The following is an 18,171-nucleotide window of genomic DNA, read 5'->3' as shown; positions in this document are numbered from 1 at the left end:
GGATCAGGTGGTGGCGGGTTCGGGTGCGGGCTTGTTCGAGGGGCGGCGCCATCGATCCAGCCAGGGCTCGTCGGGCGCGCCGTCGAGCACGCCGCCGTCCGGATCGTCGGCATAGGTGGCCCGTACCGCGTCCCGCTCGGGGTGCAGGATCTCCTGGACGACCAGCACGCAGAGCACCACCACGGTGGCCAACCGCAACGTCGATGCCAGCACGAACACACCCTCCGGGAACACCGGTCGGCTGGTCGCCGCGCCGAGCAGCTCACCGTAGAAGGCGACGAAGTAGCAGATCTCGGCGAACTGCCAGGCCAGGATGGCGCCCCACTTCGGCCGGGCCAGCACCACCAGCGGCAGCAGCCACAGCACGAACTGCTGGGACCAGACCTTGCTGAAGATGAGGAACGCGGCGACGACCAGGAAGGCGAGCTGGGCCAGCCGCGGTCGGCGTGGCGCGCGCAGCGCCAGGACAGCCACGCCGAGGCAGGCCAGCCCGAAGAGGGCGTACGAGATGGTGTTGAGGGTGGGGATGTTGACGTTCAGCCACTCGAACGGGCCGAGCCGGGTGGGGTCGCCGCCAACCTTGCCATCCAGGTAGCGCCCGATGTACCAGAGCGTTCCCCAGTCAATGGGCCGGGTGCTGTTCAGCTCGAAGAACCGGTCCCAGTTCTCCGGGTACGCCAGCGCGGCCGGCAGGTTCACCAGCACCAGGGCTGCAATGGCGCTGCCGACCGCGATGAGCGCGGCCCGTAGCCGGCCGGCCCGCAATGCCAGCACCAGGATCGGGCCGAGGATGAACAGCGGCCAGAGCTTCGCCGCACCGGCGAGACCGAGCAGCACGCCAGCCAACGCCGGCCGTTTCCGAGCCCAGGCCAGCAGGCCGAACGCGGCCAGCCCGATGGCGAGCAGGTCCCAGTTGACGGTAGCGGTGAGCAGCAGCGCCGGGGCGAGCGCGAACAGCGCGGCGTCCCAGGGTCGTCGGCGGCGCAGCGCAAGGATCACCGCCACGGTGGCGACCGCGAGCGCACCCAGCACCAGTGCGTTGAGGTTGTAGAACCACTGACCCTGGTTGATGCTGGGATCGCCGTCGCCGAGGGCGTGTACCGGCAGGCCCAGCGCCCCCATGAAGTACCCGGTCAGCACGGGATACTCGACCGGGTGGTCACGGTAGGGCACCTTGCCCTCGTTGAGCCCCTCGGCGTAGTAGAGGGCGAGCACGTCGGTGTAGCAGAACCGGGTGTACTGCTCGTTGTTCTGCCAGGCGCCGTCCTGGCACGGCGACTTCTGCACCCAGTGCAGGGCGAGGGTGAGGCAGGCCAGCGCCAGCACGATCCGGACGGCGGTCCAGAACCGCCGCTCCCCGCCGGCCGGCCGGTCCAGCGCCGTCGCATGGTCGCCCAGCGGCCCGCCGATCATGCCGGAGATGCCGCGGACGAACCCGTCGGAGCGGGACGGGTGGTCGGTGGTTCCGGCGTCGTCGATGCCGGGCGTCGACTGGGTGCTCATGAAGAGGCATCCTGCCGTACGACCGGGGTGCTCGTCCCGTCCCGGCGCGCCAGATCCGGGTACGGAAACGCCGCCGCCGGCCGGACAGGTCGTCCGGCCGGCGGCGGCGTCGTGGAGCGGGGCGGGTCAGTCCCGATTGGTCGGTGGCAGGCTGGGCAGTAGTCCACCACCGCCGCCACCTGTCCCGGGCCTGCCGTTGCCGCCGCCGTTGTTGCCGTCGGTGCGCGGGCAGAACGGGTTGGTCAGCGGGTCACAGGCCGGCAGGCCGGGCAGACCCGGCAGACCTCCCGGCGGGGTCGGGGGCGGCGGCGCCGCCTCGCCGTTGCCGGAGGTCGCGTCGCCGATATTCGCCGCAGGCGGGAAGTCGAGCTTGTCCTTGCCCTTCAGCGCCTCGTCCATGAACCGCTCCCAGATGTCACCCGGGAGGTTGGAACCGCTGACCTTGCGCTTGTCCTTGAGGATGAGTGGCTTCCGGTCCTTCACGTTGCCCACCCAGACCGCCGTGGCCAACTGCGGCGTGTAGCCGATCATCCAGGCGTCGCCGTTGTCGGAGCTGTCGCCCTTGAGTTCCCAGGTGCCGGTCTTGGAGGCGGCCTTGCGGCCGTCATCGAGACGGTGGTTGACCGCGGCCGGATAGTCCTTCAGCACCGACGTCACGTCGGCCACCACGTCCTTGTCGATGCGCGGCTGGGAGTCGAGCTTCTCGCTGCCCTTAGCCACCTTCTCCCACTTGCCGGTGTTCGGGTTCTGCTTCTCCACCGAGTAGAGGAAGTGCGCCTTGTTGTAGACACCCCCGTTGGCGAAGGTGGCCACACCGTTGGCATGGTCCAGCACCGTAATCGGGTACTGGCCGTAGCCGACCACGTTGAAGAACGGCTCCGGCGTGATGGCCTTCGGGTCGGCCTTGGTCAGGTCGTACGCCTTCGCCGGGTTGGTGTCGGTGCGCCACATGGTGGTGACGCCGGCCTGCTTGGCCATGTCCACCACCTTGTCCGCGCCGATCTCCTCAGTGACGTGGTAGAACGGCACGTTCAGGGACTTGAGCGTGGACACCTTGAGCGTGCAGGAGTTGCCGCAGGAGGGGTTGTCGACGCCGGCGTTGCTGACCTTGAACTTGGTGCCCTCCGGGGTGAATGCCTTGCCCTTCCACCGGGACTCGAGCGCCTTGTCGGCCTTGAGCGCAGCCGCCAGGGTGTAGATCTTGAAGCTCGAGCCGGGCGAGTGACCGCCGCTGATCGCCCCGGTGGAGTCGGTGTTCTTGCCGGCGTAGTCGGTGCCCGTGCCGTTGTCACCGCCGTAGTAGGCGACCACCCGACCGTTACCTGGGTCGATCGCGACCACCGCGGCCATGAGGTTGCTCGGCTGGCCAGCCAACTCGGAGCCCTTGGTCTTCCGCTGGGCCGTCTCGACCGCCGCCTTCTGCATCTTGGTGTCGATGGTGGTGCGGATCCGATAACCACCGGCCATCAGCGCCTGGGAGCAGAGCGGCTTGGTGTCGGTCACCTGCGTCTCCTTGTCGACGCAGATGCCCCTGTCGCGCATCTCCTCCCGGACGTAGTTGATGACGTTGCCGTACGGCGTGTCCACGCCGAAGTCGACGCCGATGCCGCCCTTCTTCGGGGCCTTGATGTTCTTCGGATAGGCGGCGGGCCGCTCCGGCTTGCCGGCCACGCCCAGCCAGCCCTCCTTGACCATGCCATCGATCACGTAGTTCCAGCGATCCTGGGCGGCGGTCGGGTTGATCGCCGGGTCGTACCCCTGGTGGCTGGAGCTCGGCTCCGGCTGCTTGATCAGGGCGGCGAGCACCGCGCCCTCGTCGGGCTTGAGCGCGCTCACCGACTTGCCGAAGTAGGTCTGCGCCGCCGCCTCGATGCCGTAGGCGCCCCGGCCGAAGTAGATCACGTTGAGGTAGTGCTGCATGATCTGCGGCTTGGTGTACTCGTCGTTCAGCTTGGAGGCGAGGATCGCCTCCTTCACCTTCCGGGCGTAGGTGTCGTCCTTCAGGTTGTCGTAGGCGTTGCGCGCGTACTGCTGGGTGATGGTGGAGGCACCCTGCTTGTCGCCGCCGGAGAGGTTGTTCCAGCCGGCTCGGGCGATGCCCTTGTAGTCCACACCTGAGTGCCGGTAGAAGTTCCGGTCCTCGGCGGCAGCCACCGCGTCCTGCACCCACTGCGGGATCTGCTCGATGGTGACCAGGGTGCGGTTCTGATCGCCCACCTTGGCAATCGGAGTCTTGTTGTCGAACGCGTACAGGGTGGTCGCCTGCGGCGGGGTGATCTCGTCGGGCAGCACCACGTTGGTCGAGTAGTAGGTGAACCCGACCACACCGACACCGGCGAGCATGATGAAGACCGCGAAACCGGCGATCAGCAGGTTCATCCGCTTGCGCTTCTTCGCTCGGGCCGCCCCAGCCGGGTCACCCGCACCGCGACCGCCCCGACCACCACGACCCGGACCGTTCGGCCCACCAGGCCCGCCGGGGCCACCCGGGCCGCCGGAGACCGGTGAGACGCTCGCCCGCGCGACCGCGGCCCGGCCGCCCACCGAGGCGGAGCCGACGCTGGCCCGGCCCGCCGAGGCGGCGCCGACGGACGCCGCGCCGACCGTGGCCCGACCCGCCGGTGCACCCGGGGCCGGGGACACCGGCACTGAGGCCCGCCCGGCCCGGCCTGGCGTGGCCGAACCGACTGAGGCGGACCCGGCGGTGGTGCCGCGCGGCGGGACCGAGGCCGAACCACCAACCGAGGCCCGCCCACCGGCTGCCCGCGGTGTCACCGAGGCGCGACCGGGGGATGCCGGGGCCTCCGAGGCCGACCAGCCACTCCCGCGAGAGTCACCGCCTGGTCGGCGGTACGCGTCGTCCACGCCCCGTCCGGGGTCGCCGTCCGGGCCCGGGTACTGGGCCCGCCCGCGCGCAGAACTGGGATCGCCGTACGAGTTCATTCCTCACACCCTGCCGGTCGCGGTGGGGCGCGACTGCGCCGCCACCGGGTTGCCGTGAGTTGCTTCACCCGGGACGCCGGCACGGGGGTGCCGGTTCACCGGGGTCATTGCAGTATCAATCGGGCCAATCAGACCAACGAGCGGTCGGCCGTCCCGGGTCATGTCTACGGCCCCGGGGCCAGTCCAACCAGCTGAGATCACCGTTGCGCCTCTCGCCTCCGCCGACCGGTGCCTCCGGCACCTGCCGCGTCCTGCTCGCCGTCGCCGTCGCTGCTGAGACCGTCCCGACCGAGCAGGTACTGCTCGACGAGATGGTTCCAGTCACAGCCGAGGCACACCTCCACCACGAAGACTTGGAACTCACGCAGCGTCATCGCCAGCACGGGCAACTCGGTCAGTGTCCGAGCTTGGCCGGCGGACTGCTTGAGTTCGTCACCGTAAATGTAGTGGACGTTGGTCAGGTTCTCGCTGCGACAGATGGGGCAGCGTCGGTCGGTCGGCTCGCCGTGGAACCGGGCAGCGTTCTTCAGGTACGGGGATGCGTCGCAGACGTCGTACGTGCCGACCCGGCCGGCCAGGAGCTCACGCAGCACCGCTCGCTTCTGAAGCGAGTAGTCGACGACCTGGCGCTGCGTACGCATGCGGAGAAGGGTACGCGGTCCGGCTCGACCAGGCGACCACGGTCACGATCCGTGACAGCAGCATCTCGAAACGAGGGTTTGCCCTGACCCCCGCGACCCGCTAACGTGCGATGTATCGGTCCGATACATCGCGGCGGTTACCACTCCGCGCCGGGGGTAAAGAGAGGATGGCGTAGTGCTCGAGTTCGCCATCCTCGGCCTCCTGCAGGAGTCTCCTATGCACGGCTATGAGCTGCGCAAGGAGCTGACCGCCAAACTCGGCGCGATCCGGGCGGCGATCAGCTACGGCTCGCTCTATCCGACCCTGCGCAGGTTGCAGGCGGCCGGATGGATCACCGAAGCCGCCGAGACACCCGCCACCGCCGAGGAGGTTCCCGCGCTGACCAGCCGACGAGGTCGGGTGGTCTACAAAATCACCGCGGAAGGCAAGGAACGCTTCGCCCAGCTGATCGCACAGGCCGGGCCCGAGACGTACGACGACACGGGCTTCGGGGTGCATTTCGCGTTCTTCGCCCGGACCGACCAGGCGACCCGCCTGCGCATTCTGGAGGGTCGCCGCCGCAAGATCGAGGAGCGTCGCGAAGGGCTTCGTGACGTGCTGGGCCGGGCGGCCGAGCGCCTCGATGCGTACACCCTGGAACTACAGCGCCACGGCCTTGACGCCTGTGAGCGCGAGGTCCGCTGGCTGGAGGAGCTCATCGCCAACGAGCGCTCCGGCCGAGCCCCGACGGTCCCGAACATCGGGACGGCCGGCGGCCGACGAGAAGACAACAGCCCGCCTCCGCCTGGAGAGACCAGGAATGAGCGGCCGTGACAGAAAAGAAGGAGGCAGACGCTATGGGCTCCGTCCGCGTCGCCATCGTCGGTGTGGGTAACTGCGCCTCGTCCCTGGTTCAGGGCGTCGAGTACTACCGGAATGCCGACCCGAACGACCGCGTCCCGGGTCTCATGCATGTCGCCTTCGGCGACTACCACGTCTCCGCCGTCGAGTTTGTCGCGGCGTTCGACGTGGACGCCAAGAAGGTGGGCATGGACCTCGCGGAGGCGATCGTCGCCAGCGAGAACAACACCATCAAGCTCTGCGACGTGCCGCCGACCGGCATCAGCGTGCAGCGCGGTCCGACCTTCGACGGTCTGGGCCAGTACTACCGCGAGATCGTCGAGGAGTCCGACGCCACTCCCGTCGACGTGACGCAGGCACTGCGCGACGCGCAGGTCGACGTCGTCGTCTGCTACCTGCCGGTCGGCTCCGAGCAGGCCGCCAAGTTCTACGCCCAGGCAGCGATCGACGCCGGCTGCGCGTTCGTCAACGCCCTGCCGGTCTTCATCGCCTCCGACCCGGAGTGGGCGAAGAAGTTCGAGGACGCTGGCCTGCCGATCGTCGGTGACGACATCAAGAGCCAGGTCGGTGCCACCATCGTGCACCGCGCCCTGGCGAAGCTCTTCGAGGACCGCGGCGTCGAGCTGCTGCGCACGTACCAGCTCAACTTCGGCGGCAACATGGACTTTATGAACATGCTGGAGCGCAAGCGGCTGGTCTCGAAGAAGATCTCGAAGACCCAGTCGGTCACCTCGCAGATCCCGCACGAGATGAGCAAGAGCGACGTGCACATCGGCCCGTCGGACCACGTGCCGTGGCTGGACGACCGCAAGTGGGCGTACATCCGCCTGGAGGGCCGCTCGTTCGGTGACACCCCGCTCAACGCCGAGCTCAAGCTCGAGGTGTGGGACTCTCCGAACTCGGCCGGCGTCATCATCGACGCGGTCCGGGCCGCGAAGATCGCGCTGGACCGGAAGATCGCCGGCCCGATCCTGTCGGCCTCGTCCTACTTCATGAAGTCCCCGCCGGTGCAGTACGCCGACCACGACGCCCACCAGGCCGTCGAGGAGTTCATCGCCGGTGAGGTCGAGCGCTGACCCGCTGAGCACCAAGCACGGCCGAGGGCCGGGTCCGTACGGACCCGGCCCTCGCCGCGTTCACTGCCTCGTCGCCGCGTACGGCGACCCGCTCACTTCCAGCTCGGCGCCGTGCTCTTGGCCTTGGCTGCCCGCTTCGCCTTGAGCTGCTCGGGCGACTCGGCGCCGCGCGCCATCGCGCCGGCGGACATCGGCAGGATGCCCGGGTTGACCGAGCCGACGCCGACCACGAACGCCACCACGTCGATGATGATGTGGGTGGTCCGGGCCGCGTAGACGGAGATCCAGTCCTGCTCGTAGCCGATGCCCGACATGAACGAGTTCGCGACCACCTGGTTGGTCAGGTAGTTGATCGACGAGAAGCTCGTCGGACGCGGGCCGCCGTACGGGAAGATCTGCACGAAGCCCGAGGCGACCGCGGTGGTCACGGTGAGGTTGCCGAAGAGGGCGTCCCCGAAGTGGACGAAGTCGCTCAGGTCGACGTGGATGGTCTGGCCGTCACGCAGGCGACCCGAGCTGTCCAGGGTGGTCGACGAGGCGTTCCTGATCCGCGTCCGCGACGATGCCGCGCGGGTGTCGATGACCCGCTGCGGTGCGATCGGGACGATCTGGTTCGAGTTGCCGGTGGTGTGCACGTAATCGAGGTACCTGACGCCCTGGAAGTCGGCGACCACCTGAAGGTTGCCGTAGGCGTCCATGCCGAGCGAGCCGCCCAGCGAGTCGGGGTGCAGGTAGTCGCCGCTCGGCGTCAGCCGCAGCGCCGGCCGGGCCAGCACCGCGCCATCCACGTCGGTGGTGGTGCTCGTGTTCCCCAACTGCAGGGTGGGGCCAGCCGCAGTGCTGGTCAGCGTGGTGGTGGTGGCACCGGCGGCGTTGGTCGCGCCCTGGACCACCGGGTCACCGGGTGCGGCCTGAGCCGGCGCGGCGACGGCGGCGCCCACCACGGTGGTGCCGGCGACGCCAGCGGCGACGGTGCCAGCGCGGCGCAGCAGCCGGCGGCGGTCGACGGTCTTGTCCTGCTTTTCGGTCATCGGTCCCCCGCAAAGTCGGTGAAATGACGCCCGATCATGACGGTTGCGGAGGGGTGTCCACATCGACCGATCGGCCGATAAGCATGACTCGTTCGATTCGGCGGGCGGGTCGGTCAGGACCATGCCTGTTGCAGGGCCACCCGGGCCTCCAACTCCAGCAGGTGCACCTTGCGCGGCAGGCCACCCCCGAAGCCGACCAGCCGCCCACCGGCGCCGACGATGCGGTGACACGGGACGATGACCGGGATCGGGTTCCGGTTGCAGGCCACGCCCACCGCGCGGGCCGCCCCGGGGTCGCCGACCCGGCGCGCCACCTCGCCGTAGGTCAGCGTCTCGCCGTAGGGGATCAGGGTCATCTCCCGCCACACCGCCCGCTCGAAATCCGACCCGCGGGGGATCGACACCGGGACGGTGAAACCGGTCAGCTCACCGGCGAAGTACGCCCGCAGCTCGGCGATGGCCTGCCGGGACAACTCGTGGTCGGGCTCGTCGGCCGCCGCGTCGATCCGGCCGAAGTGTGCGCCGCAGACGCTCGCCCCGTCGCTGGCCACGGAGAACTCGCCGATCGGTGAGTCGAGCACGGTCCAGCGCATCGACCTATTGTCCCCGACTCTGGCCGTGGATGGCCAACCCCGACCACCACCGTCTCGCCGCACGCCAGTCCACGCCGGCCCGGTGTCGCTGCGGGCCGCCGCGGAACCGGCCGAGCGGTAGATCATCTTCGCGTCCGGCCGAGCTGTTGGACGTTGCGCGACGTCGATACCGTGCTGGTCGTGGCCACGGGGACGCTCATCTTTCTGATCATCGGCGGTGCGGGCGTCGGGGTGCTGGCGCTCGCCCTGCTCGGCACCGAACTGTTCCACTTCGGGCACGCCAACGTCGACGGGCCGATCTCGACCGAGACGGTCGCCGGCTTCGCCGGGGCGTTCGGGTTCGGCGGGGCCATCGTCAACGAATTGGTCGGTGCGCGTACGCCGGGCATGATCGCGGGCGCGGCGGCCGGTGGCCTGCTCGCCGCAGTGCCCACCGGCTGGCTGGCGTCCCGGCTGAGCCGGGCGGCCCGGAACATGCGCACCGACCCCACCCCCACCCGGGACGACCTGGTCGGCGCGCTCGGCCTCGTCGTCACGCCGGTGCCGGTCGACGGCTACGGCGAGGTCCGGGTACGCGTCGCAGGCCAGCCGGTCAAGCTCAACGCCCGCGCCGACCAGCCGATCCCGGTCGGCGCCCAGGTTTTCGTCGTGCAGGCGCTCAGCGAGACCAGCGTGCACGTCGAGACCTACTGACTCCTCTTCGCAGACAGGACTCCTTATATGCCCCTGTTAATCGCCATCGGTGGCGCGGTCCTCCTCATCCTCATCCTGGTGTTCTTCGTGCTCTCCCGGATCAAGGTGGCCGGGCCGAACGAGGCGTTCATCGTCACCGGCCGCAAGGGCCGCACCACGCAGACCGCCGACGGTGGCCGGTCGACCGACATGTCCGGTCAGAAGGTCGTGCTGGGCGCCTCGGTGTTCGTGCTGCCCGTGGTGCAGAAACTCCAGTCGCTCGACCTGTCCAGCCGGCGGATCGACGTCGGCATCCGGGGCGCGGTGAGCAAGCAGGGCATCCGCACCGACCTGCACGGCGTGGCGATCGTCAAGGTCGGCGGGACCGAGGACGCGATCCGGGCCGCCGCCCAGCGGTTCCTGCACCAACAGGACGAGATCGACAACTTCACCCGGGAGGTGCTGGCCGGCGCGCTGCGCTCGATCGTCGGCCGGCTCACCGTCGAGGAGGTGATCCGGGACCGGGCGGCGTTCGCCAGCGCGGTGGCCGAGGAAGCCGAGCACTCGATGACCAACCAGGGCCTGGTGCTGGACACCTTCCAGCTCCAGGACATCCTCGCCGAGGGCTCCTACCTGCAGGACCTGGGCCGGCCGGAGGCCGCCCGGGTGCTCAAGGACGCGGCGATCGCCGAGGCGCGGGCCCGGCAGCAGGCCGAGCAGGAGCGGCTGCTCGCCGAGGAGGCCATCGCCGAGGCGAACCGGAACCTGTCCCTCAAGCAGGCCGGTATCCAGGCGGAGATCGACGCGGCCAAGGCGAAGTCGGCGGCGGCCGGGCCGCTCGCCCAGGCGGAGCGGGACCAGGCGATCCTCTCCGAGCAGCAGAAGGTGGCCGAGCGCAACGCCGAACTCAAGCAGCGCCAACTGGACACCGAGGTGCGCAAGCCGGCCGACGCCGCCCGGTACAAGGTGGAGCAGGAGGCCGAGGCGGCCCGCAACGCGGCGGTGCTGCACGCGGACGCGCAGCGGCAGTCGGTCATCGCCGCCGCGCAGGCCTCCGCCGAGCAGGCCCGGCTCACCGGTGAGGGCGAGCGGGCCCGGCGCGCCGCGCTCGCCGAGGCGAACGCGATCGAGGGTGCCAAGGAGGGTGAGGCCGAGCAGCGTCGGCGCTCCGCGATCGCCGAGGCGGTCGAGCGGGAGGGACAGGCCGAGGCGGCCGCCATCCTGGCGAAGGGCCAGGCCGAGGCGGACGCGATGGCGCGCAAGGCCGAGGCGTTCGCCACGTACGGGGAGGCGGCGGTGCTGGACCTGCTGGTCAAGGTGCTGCCGCAGGTGGTGGAGGCCGCCAGCGCTCCGATCGGGGCGATCGACAAGATGACCGTCATCTCCGCCGACGGTGCGTCGTCGTTGACCAGGTCGGTGGCCGGCAACGTGGCCCAGGGGCTCCAGCTCGGCAGCGACCTGACCGGGGTCGACCTGGCGGGCCTGCTGGCCCGGCTCAGCTCGGCGTCCACCCCGGTCGGCAACAGCACCTCGGCCGGCAAGGGCACCGCCTCGGTGGACGGGACGGCCGTCGAGACGCGCTGACGCCGTACGCCGACGGGCGCCGCTCCCGCGATCGGGGGCGGCGCCCGTCGTACGGGTCGGCTCCGGTCAGTCGATCAGGCCCTCGGCGCGAGCCCAGCGCAGCAGCTCCGCCTCGGCGGCGTCGCGGTCCAGCGGGCCGTGCTCCAGGCGCTGCTCCTTGAGGTGCTTCCACGCCCGCCCCACCACCGGTCCCGGCGGTACGCCGAGCAGCTCCATGATCGCGTTGCCGTCGAGGTCGGGGCGGACCCGGGCGAGGTCCTCCTCGGTCGCGATCCGGGCGATCCGCTCCTCCAGCGCGTCGTAGTCGGCGGCGAGTTGGGCTGCCTTGCGCCGGTTGCGGGTGGTGCAGTCCGAGCGGGTCAGCTTGTGCAGCCGGGGCAGCAGGTCACCGGCGTCGGCGACGTAGCGGCGCACCGCCGAGTCGGTCCACTCGCCCCGCCCGTACCCGTAGAAGCGCAGGTGCAACGCGACCAGCCCGGTCACCTTCGCCGTGACCTCCTTGGGGTACCGCAGCGCCTTCATCCGGGCCTTGGTGAGCCGGGCGCCGACCACCTCGTGGTGGTGGAAGCTGACCCGGCTGTCGGAACCGACCGCCTTGGTCGCCGGCTTACCCACGTCGTGCATGAGGGCGGCCATCCGCAGGATGAAGTCGCAGCCGTCCTCCTCGAAGGAGACCGCGTTCTCGACGACCGTCAGCGTGTGCTCGTAGACGTCCTTGTGCTGGGCGTGCTCGTCGATCTCCAGCTTCAGCCCGGTCAGCTCCGGCAGGAACCGCTCGGCCAGCCCGGTGTCGACCAGCAGCCGCAGCCCGGTGATCGGGTCGGCGCCGCAGAGCAGCTTGGTGAACTCGTCGCGGATCCGCTCGACGGTGATCCGGTCCAGGTCGGCGGACATCCGGCTCATCGCCGAGTGCACGTCCGGGTGCACGGCGAAGCCCAACTGCGCGGCGAACCGGGCGGCCCGCAGCATCCGCAGCGGGTCGTCGCCGAACGACTCACCGGGGGTGCTGGGGGTACGGATCACCTTGGCGGAGAGATCCTCCAGCCCGCCGTGCGGGTCGGTGAACCGGTGCTCCGGCACGCTGACCGCCATCGCGTTGATGGTGAAGTCGCGGCGCTTCAGGTCCTCGGTGAGGTTGGTGCCGTACACCACCACCGGGTTGCGGCTGACCTGGTCGTACGACTCGGCGCGGAAGGTGGTGATTTCGAGCCGGAGGCCGTCGCGCTGAGCCCCGATGGTGCCGAATTCCCGGCCGGTCTCCCAGATCGACTCGGCCCAGCCCTTGATGATCCGCAGCGTCTCGTCCGGGTGCGCGTCGGTGCAGAAATCGAGGTCGTCCCCGAGTCGGCCGAGCAGGGCGTCCCGCACCGAACCGCCCACCAGGTGCAACTCGTGACCGGCGCGGACGAACCGGCGGCCCAACTCGTCGGCGACCGGGGAGACCCGGAGCAGTTCGGCGACGGCGTTGCGCTGCGCAGCGGTGAGTTCGCGGCGGTCGGCGGCGTGGGAAGCGGAGGCGTCGGACATGGGATCGCCAGCCTATCGGGCACGGCCCGCATCCCGTCCGCCGGGCGCGGGTAACGGGTACCGGTTGACTATGGTCTGTGACGTGCGGGTCGGTGCCCGGCTCGACGTACCCCTTGGAGGCTGGAGATGAGCGGCGGGCTCTACCGCAGCGCGAACGCCGCGCACGACGGCGGGCCCGGGGCCGGCGGGCGCCCGGGGGACGGCGCCACGTTCATCTCCGCCGAGCCGCTGAACCAGCCGGCCATGGAGTCGACCGCGCCGCCGCAGGAGCAGGTGGCCGAGGCGAGTGCGGCGACCAACAGCGCGGTGATGGCGATCGGCAGCCTGGTCAGCCGGGGCACCGGCTTCCTGCGCACGCTGGCTCTGACCGCAGCGCTCGGCGGCGCACTGGTCGGTGACGCGTACACCACCGCGCAGATCCTGCCCGGCATGGTCTACGAGTTCCTGCTCGGCGGCATCCTCACCAGTGTGCTGATCCCGGTGCTGGTCCGCCGGCGCCGGGCCGACGCCGACGGCGGCCAGGCGTACGCCCAGCGGTTGCTGACCCTCGCGGTGCTGACCCTCGCCGCGGCGGCGGTGGTGGCGGTGGCGTCCGCGTCGCTGCTGACCAAGCTCTACGCCAGCGACAACACCGGGGACGAGTACCAGAGCCTGGTCACGGCGCTGTCGTACCTGATGTTGCCGATGATCTTCTTCACCGGCCTCAGCGCGCTGATCAGTGCGGTGCTCAACACCCGGGGGCACTTCGCCGCACCGATGTGGGCACCGATCCTGAACAACATCGTGGTGATCGCCACCGCGGGGTTGTACATCGCGATCTTCGGTGCGGAGATCATCCGCCCCGAGCAGATGACCACCGGCCGGATCCTGCTGATCGGCGGTGGCACGCTGCTCGGTGTCGCGATCCAGGCCGCCGGGCTGCTGCCCTCGCTGCGCAAGGTCGGCTTCCGCTGGCGGTTCCGGTTCGACTTCCGCGCCCTCGGGCTGCGCGAGCTGGGGCGTCTCGGCGGCTGGATGTTCTGTTACGTCGCGGTGAGCCAGGTCGGCCTGATCGTCCTGTTCAACCTGCTCAACCGGGCGGGCAAGGAGAACGCCGCCGGCCCACTCATCTACAACAACGTGTTCCTGCTGCTGATGATGGCGCACGGCATCATCGCCGTCTCGATCATCACGGCGCTGATGCCCCGGATGAGCGCGGCCGCCGCCGACGGCCGGTACTCCGACGTCGCCGCCGACCTGTCCCGGGGCACCCGCACCGTCTCGGCCGTGCTCGCACCGATCGCGGTCTGCTACGCGGTACTGGCCACTCCACTGGCCGTGGCGCTGTTCCGCTACGGCGCGTTCAGCGACGAGAACGCGGCGGACACCTCGCTGGTGCTGCTGCTCGCGGCGCTGGCGCTGGTCCCGTTCGCGATCAGCCAGCTCTTCACCTTCGCCTTCTACGCCCTGCCGGACACCCGCACGCCAGCGCTGATCAACATTCCGGTGGTGGCGTTGCGGATCGGCGTGCAGGTGGTGCTCTACGTCGCCTTCGCCGCCCACTTCGCCGCAGCCGGCATGATGATCGGCAACGCCGTCTCCTATCTGGCTGCGGCATTCGCCTCCGCGTGGCTGCTGCGGCCCCGGATCGGGCGGATCGGGATGGGCGCAATCCTGCGCACCCTCGGCCGGGTGGCGGTCGCCGCGTTGGGTTCCGCGCTGGTCGGGTTGTTGGTGGTGAGCCTGTTGCCCGGTGGCGACACGCCGAACTGGATGCAGGCCGTGGTGCAGCTCGTGATCGGCGGCGCGGTGATCGGCGGGACCTACCTGGGGCTGGCCACGCTGCTGCGGATCGGGGAGATCACCGAGGTGGTCGGCATGGTCCGCCGCCGACTCGGTCGCTGAGCGCAACAGTCCACACACGAAGAGTTGGCGTTGTACGGACCGTAACCGCGGATCATCAGGGCTGGGGACGCGCTTGTGGATAACTCCGCGATTCGCCGGTCAGCAAGCGGATCGGCCTGTGGATAACCAACCGTACGGCTGAGCGTGCCGGTCCGTTCGGTGGGAACATGGCGGTTGGCGGGAGCGCCACCCCGGGGCTCGGCCCCGGCGTCGGTCACTTGCGGTGAAGCCGTAGATTGGCTAGTACATGTGCCAGCAACGTGGCTGACAACGGTCGTAACCGGACGACTCTCCCGACTCCCGGCACCCCGCCGGGCACGGCGGGAAGATGACATGTCGGAGAGACGGGCAACCCGGGTAAGGTCGCTCTCGACGGGTACGGCAGGCGCCGACGCTGCGCGTCGACACCGGTCGGCCGGTTCCTTCGACGGCAGAGCGGGAAGCCACATGCCCAGCAGTTCGGGTCCATCGATCGGCACGATCACCGAGGGAGGACGGGTGACCCAGGTCGGCGAGGGTCAGGAGGCGGACGAGAGCGCTCCGCCGGTCATGACCTTCGGTGCTCCCACGGCCGGTGAAATCCTCGCCGAGCGGTACGAGTTGGTTGAGCACATCAACAACGACAGCGCGGGTCGGCTGGTCTGGCGCGGAGTCGACGTTATCCTGCGCCGCCCCGTCGCGGTGGTGCTGCGCTACCCGGGTGGCGACTCCGCCACCGAAATGCTCCAGGCCGCCGTCGCGGCCAGCCGGGTCATTCACCCCAACCTGGTCGGCGTCTACGACGCGATCGACGAGGCCGAGCGGGCGTACGTGGTGCGCGAGTGGGTGGACGGTCAGTCCCTGCGCGACCTGGCGACCGAAGGTCCGCTGGACCCGGCCCGGGCCACCGCGATCGGCAACGCCGTCGCGAGCGCCCTCGCCGCGGTGCACGCCACCGGAATGGTGCACGGCAACGTCCACCCCGGCACGGTCATGATCAGCGCCGAGGGCCGGGTAGTGCTGGCCGACGCGCGCACCGACGGCGCCGACAGCCAGGAGAACGACATCCGGGCGGTCGGCGGCATCCTCTACTTTGCCCTGACCGGGCACTGGCCGCACGCCGAGGCACCGCTGCGCGGCGCCACCGCCGGCCACGGCCGGGCCGCCATCCCGGACGCGGTCCGGGACGCCAGTGGCGGCATCGCGGCACCCCGCCAGGTCCGGGCCGGCGTGCCCGCGTACCTGGACGACCTGACCATGGACCTGCTCGACGCCGAGATCGCGCCGCCGTCGTCGGACGTGCTCGCCGCCGAGCTGGCGCGGCTGGACGTGCCGGCCGAGGAGGAGCACTACCTCGACAACAGCGGGCCGCTGCGGTTCGCCGCCGACACCGAGGAAGAGCCGTCTCCGCTGGCCGCGGCGGGCGGTCGCAAGGTCGCCGTGGGCATCGCCGGCCTGCTGGCGGTCGCCCTGGTCGGTCTGCTGATCGGGATCAGCGCGCTGGGCGATGACAAGGAGCCACAGAACAACGCGGCGGCCACACCCACCGCCACCGCCCCGGCCGGTGAGACGACCCCGGCCGCCGCCACGGTGCGCAAGTTGACCGTGAAAGGCGTCCGGATCATCGACCCGGACAGCAAGAACCGCAGCGAGGTCGACGGCGCCAACAAAGTCATCGACGGTGACGAGGACAAGGGCTGGGAGACGGAGACGTACAACCGCCCCAACTTCGGCAACATCAAGAAGGGCATGGGGGTCTGGCTCGATCTCGGCGAGCCGCACAGCGTCAAGTCGGTGCAGGCGGTGCTCTCCGGGACCGGTGCATCGGCCCAACTGCTCTACGGCACTGCCAACCCGCCGTCCACGTCCAGTGGCGACAAGCAGCTCGTCGCGGGCTACAAGACGCCGATCGGGCAGCCGTTCGAGGAGCACGACGGCACCACCATGACGTTCAACGGCTTCGACGTCGACCAGAAGTACCAGTACCTGCTGTTCTGGATCACCGAGCTACCCCCGTCCGAGGGTGGCTTCAAGCTCGGGGTGCAGGAGATTACGGTCCAGGGTTCGTGAGCCGGGCAGCACAATCCGGGCACCGCATCCGCTGGACGCGGTGATGAACGGGCGCGACGCCGCAACGGACCTGGAGTTGCTGCGCGCCCACGTCGACGGGGACCGGGACGCCTTCGCGGTGCTGTTCCACCGGCACCGTGACCGGCTCTGGGCGGTGGCCCTGCGGACGCTCGGCGACCGCGAGGAGGCCGCCGACGCACTCCAGGACGCCCTGCTGTCCGCGCATCGGGCCGCCGGCCGCTTCCGGGGTGACTCGGCCGTCACCACCTGGCTGCACCGGATCGTGGTGAACGCCTGCCTGGACCGGATCCGACGCCGGCAGGCGCACCCCACCGTGCCGCTGCCCGACGGCACCCGGACCGAGGGCGGGTCGCGCACCGGGGGCGTGGAGCCGGCCGCACCGGCACAGGACCACGACACCGCGTTGGTCGTCCGCGAGGCGCTTGCCGCACTGCCCTTCGAGCAGCGCGCCGCCCTGGTGCTGGTGGACGTGCAGGGCTACCCCGTCGCCGAGGTGGCCCGCATCCTCGGTGTCGCCGAGGGGACGGTGAAGAGCCGCTGTGCCCGGGGCCGGGCCCGCCTGGCGGTGCTGCTCGGGCATCTCCGCCCGGCCGCCGGCGTGGCGACGCCATCGGCCCACCCGGGCCCGACCGGCACGGTCGCAGACGTGCCCGGCGTCACCAAGGGGAACCCCCGCCCTGCGGAGGGCGTCGGATCGGGGTCGGGCCGGTTCCGGCGGGACGCCAATCAGGAGGACACGTGACGACCGAGGGGTTCAGGGAGGTCGACGACGACCTGCTCGCTGACTACCTCGGCGGGGCGTTGGACGGCACGTCGCAGCAGGCGGAGGTCGCTCGGCTGGTGGACGCGGACCCGGCGTGGGCCCAGGCGTACACCCTGCTGGCTTCTGCGGTGACGGAGGTTCGCGCCGACCTCGCCCGGTGGGCCGAGCCGTCCCCGGAGCTGCCGGCGGCGCTCGCCGAACGGCTCGCCGCCGCGCTGGCCGCGGCGGACCCGGTGCTCGACGGCGCAGCGGCCGACGAGGACACCACCGGCGGTACGCCCACGGTCGAGCCGGATCCGGACACCGCCACTCGGGTGGTCGTTCCGGCACAGGGCGGCAGCGGTTCCGGCCGCCGACCCAACGGCCCCTCCCCGACCCAGTCGGGGGGCGGCACACCCACCGGTCCCGGTCGCCGGCGGCGACGCTGGGCCCGGCGCGGCGCGCCTGCGGTGGCGGTCGCGGCCGTCGCCGTCCTCGCGGTGGGACTGGGGCTCAATCAGCTGTCGATGAACGCCTCGGACACTGCCGGCACCAGCGTCCTGAACCAGCCGGCCAGCGCGCCCGAGGGCGCGGCGGCGGCCGGTGCGGTACGCACCACCGGGCCTGCACTGCGCAGCGGTACGGACTACACGCCGCAGACGCTCGCCGATGCCGATGCCGAGCCGTCCGACGGTCAACGGACCAGCAGTTCTCCGGACGGGCAGCCCGGGGTGGCGGCCGAAGGTGGCCGTCGACCCACGCCGGGCGGCCTGGACCAACTGGCCCGGTTGACCGACGAAGCCGCGCTGACCACCTGCCTGGCCGACGTGGCCGCCGAGCACGGCGCCGCCCCGCTGGTGGTCGAGGTGATCGACTACGCGGAGTTCCGGGGCGAGCCAGCCCTGGTGATCCGGTTCACCGACGCGGCCGGGGGCCGTTGGGCCTGGGTGAGCGGCCCGGAGTGCGGGGTCCCCGGGTCCGGCTCGGACAAGCGGTATTCGGCGCGGGTAGGGTGAATCCGCGGTCACTGGCGGGATGACCGACCACGTGACCTGACCCACCGG

General features: G+C 70.7%; 14 protein-coding genes. 8 read left to right on the top strand and 6 right to left on the bottom strand.

The features are described 5' to 3' along the window. Positions 1 to 3 precede the first annotated feature (3 nt). From ABZV00_RS02550 to ABZV00_RS02540, 3 genes are all read right to left on the bottom strand, one after another. Positions 4 to 1,503 (bottom strand): glycosyltransferase 87 family protein, encoded by a 1,500-nt coding sequence (locus tag ABZV00_RS02550; RefSeq protein WP_355601176.1) that lies wholly within the window; start codon positions 1,501 to 1,503, stop codon positions 4 to 6. Positions 1,504 to 1,629: 126 nt separating this feature from the next. Next, a complete protein-coding gene (locus tag ABZV00_RS02545; RefSeq protein WP_355601174.1) occupies positions 1,630 to 4,446 on the bottom strand; it encodes a transglycosylase domain-containing protein in 2,817 nt (938 codons plus the stop codon). A 197-nt stretch (positions 4,447 to 4,643) separates the two neighbouring features. Continuing rightward, the gene (locus tag ABZV00_RS02540) at positions 4,644 to 5,087 is read right to left on the bottom strand and encodes a DUF5318 domain-containing protein (protein WP_328421972.1); all 444 of its coding nucleotides are present in this window, start codon (positions 5,085 to 5,087) and stop codon (positions 4,644 to 4,646) included. Positions 5,088 to 5,262: 175 nt separating this feature from the next. Here ABZV00_RS02540 and ABZV00_RS02535 point away from each other — a divergent pair, with 175 nt between their 5' ends. Next, entirely contained in the window at positions 5,263 to 5,901 is a 639-nt protein-coding gene (locus ABZV00_RS02535) for a PadR family transcriptional regulator (RefSeq protein WP_030331823.1), read from the top strand. 23 nt (positions 5,902 to 5,924) lie between these two features. Next, positions 5,925 to 7,004, top strand: coding sequence for an inositol-3-phosphate synthase (locus tag ABZV00_RS02530; protein WP_328421975.1), 1,080 nt, complete (start codon positions 5,925 to 5,927; stop codon positions 7,002 to 7,004). 92 nt (positions 7,005 to 7,096) lie between these two features. On the opposite strand, the gene ABZV00_RS02525 is transcribed toward ABZV00_RS02530, so the two are convergent. Both ABZV00_RS02525 and ABZV00_RS02520 read right to left on the bottom strand, forming a co-directional pair. Then, positions 7,097 to 8,035: a hypothetical protein gene (locus ABZV00_RS02525; RefSeq protein ID WP_355601172.1), complete on the bottom strand. Its 939-nt coding sequence runs from the start codon at positions 8,033 to 8,035 to the stop codon at positions 7,097 to 7,099. A gap of 113 nt (positions 8,036 to 8,148) precedes the next feature. Then, the gene (locus tag ABZV00_RS02520; protein ID WP_355601170.1) at positions 8,149 to 8,628 is read right to left on the bottom strand and encodes a methylated-DNA--[protein]-cysteine S-methyltransferase; all 480 of its coding nucleotides are present in this window, start codon (positions 8,626 to 8,628) and stop codon (positions 8,149 to 8,151) included. 171 nt (positions 8,629 to 8,799) lie between these two features. Here ABZV00_RS02520 and ABZV00_RS02515 point away from each other — a divergent pair, with 171 nt between their 5' ends. Beyond that, positions 8,800 to 9,321: a hypothetical protein gene (locus tag ABZV00_RS02515; RefSeq protein WP_328426191.1), complete on the top strand. Its 522-nt coding sequence runs from the start codon at positions 8,800 to 8,802 to the stop codon at positions 9,319 to 9,321. Between the two features lie 27 nt (positions 9,322 to 9,348). Further along, positions 9,349 to 10,884 carry an SPFH domain-containing protein gene (locus tag ABZV00_RS02510; protein WP_355601168.1) on the top strand — a complete coding sequence of 512 codons (1,536 nt, stop codon included), beginning with the start codon at positions 9,349 to 9,351 and terminating at the stop codon, positions 10,882 to 10,884. Between the two features lie 66 nt (positions 10,885 to 10,950). Here ABZV00_RS02510 and ABZV00_RS02505 read toward each other — a convergent pair whose 3' ends face one another. Next, a complete protein-coding gene (locus ABZV00_RS02505; protein WP_355601166.1) occupies positions 10,951 to 12,411 on the bottom strand; it encodes a CCA tRNA nucleotidyltransferase in 1,461 nt (486 codons plus the stop codon). 126 nt (positions 12,412 to 12,537) lie between these two features. Between ABZV00_RS02505 and murJ the strand changes: the two genes are divergently transcribed. The 4 genes from murJ to ABZV00_RS02485 all read left to right on the top strand — a co-directional run bounded on the left by murJ (position 12,538) and on the right by ABZV00_RS02485 (position 18,123). Next, positions 12,538 to 14,295: a murein biosynthesis integral membrane protein MurJ gene (gene murJ / locus ABZV00_RS02500; RefSeq protein WP_355601164.1), complete on the top strand. Its 1,758-nt coding sequence runs from the start codon at positions 12,538 to 12,540 to the stop codon at positions 14,293 to 14,295. 447 nt (positions 14,296 to 14,742) lie between these two features. Continuing rightward, positions 14,743 to 16,344 (top strand): protein kinase family protein, encoded by a 1,602-nt coding sequence (locus tag ABZV00_RS02495; RefSeq protein ID WP_355601162.1) that lies wholly within the window; start codon positions 14,743 to 14,745, stop codon positions 16,342 to 16,344. A 43-nt stretch (positions 16,345 to 16,387) separates the two neighbouring features. After that, positions 16,388 to 17,107 carry an RNA polymerase sigma factor SigM gene (gene sigM, locus ABZV00_RS02490; protein ID WP_355601160.1) on the top strand — a complete coding sequence of 240 codons (720 nt, stop codon included), beginning with the start codon at positions 16,388 to 16,390 and terminating at the stop codon, positions 17,105 to 17,107. After that, positions 17,104 to 18,123, top strand: coding sequence for a hypothetical protein (locus ABZV00_RS02485; protein WP_355601158.1), 1,020 nt, complete (start codon positions 17,104 to 17,106; stop codon positions 18,121 to 18,123). Before sigM ends, ABZV00_RS02485 begins: the two co-directional genes overlap by 4 nt. Positions 18,124 to 18,171: the final 48 nt, after the last annotated feature.

The sequence above is a fragment of the Micromonospora sp. NPDC005173 genome (assembly GCF_040608515.1).
GTDB lineage: Bacteria > Actinomycetota > Actinomycetes > Mycobacteriales > Micromonosporaceae > Micromonospora.
The sequence above is the reverse complement of the archived record's forward strand: the minus strand, read 5'-3'. Positions and strand labels throughout refer to the sequence as shown.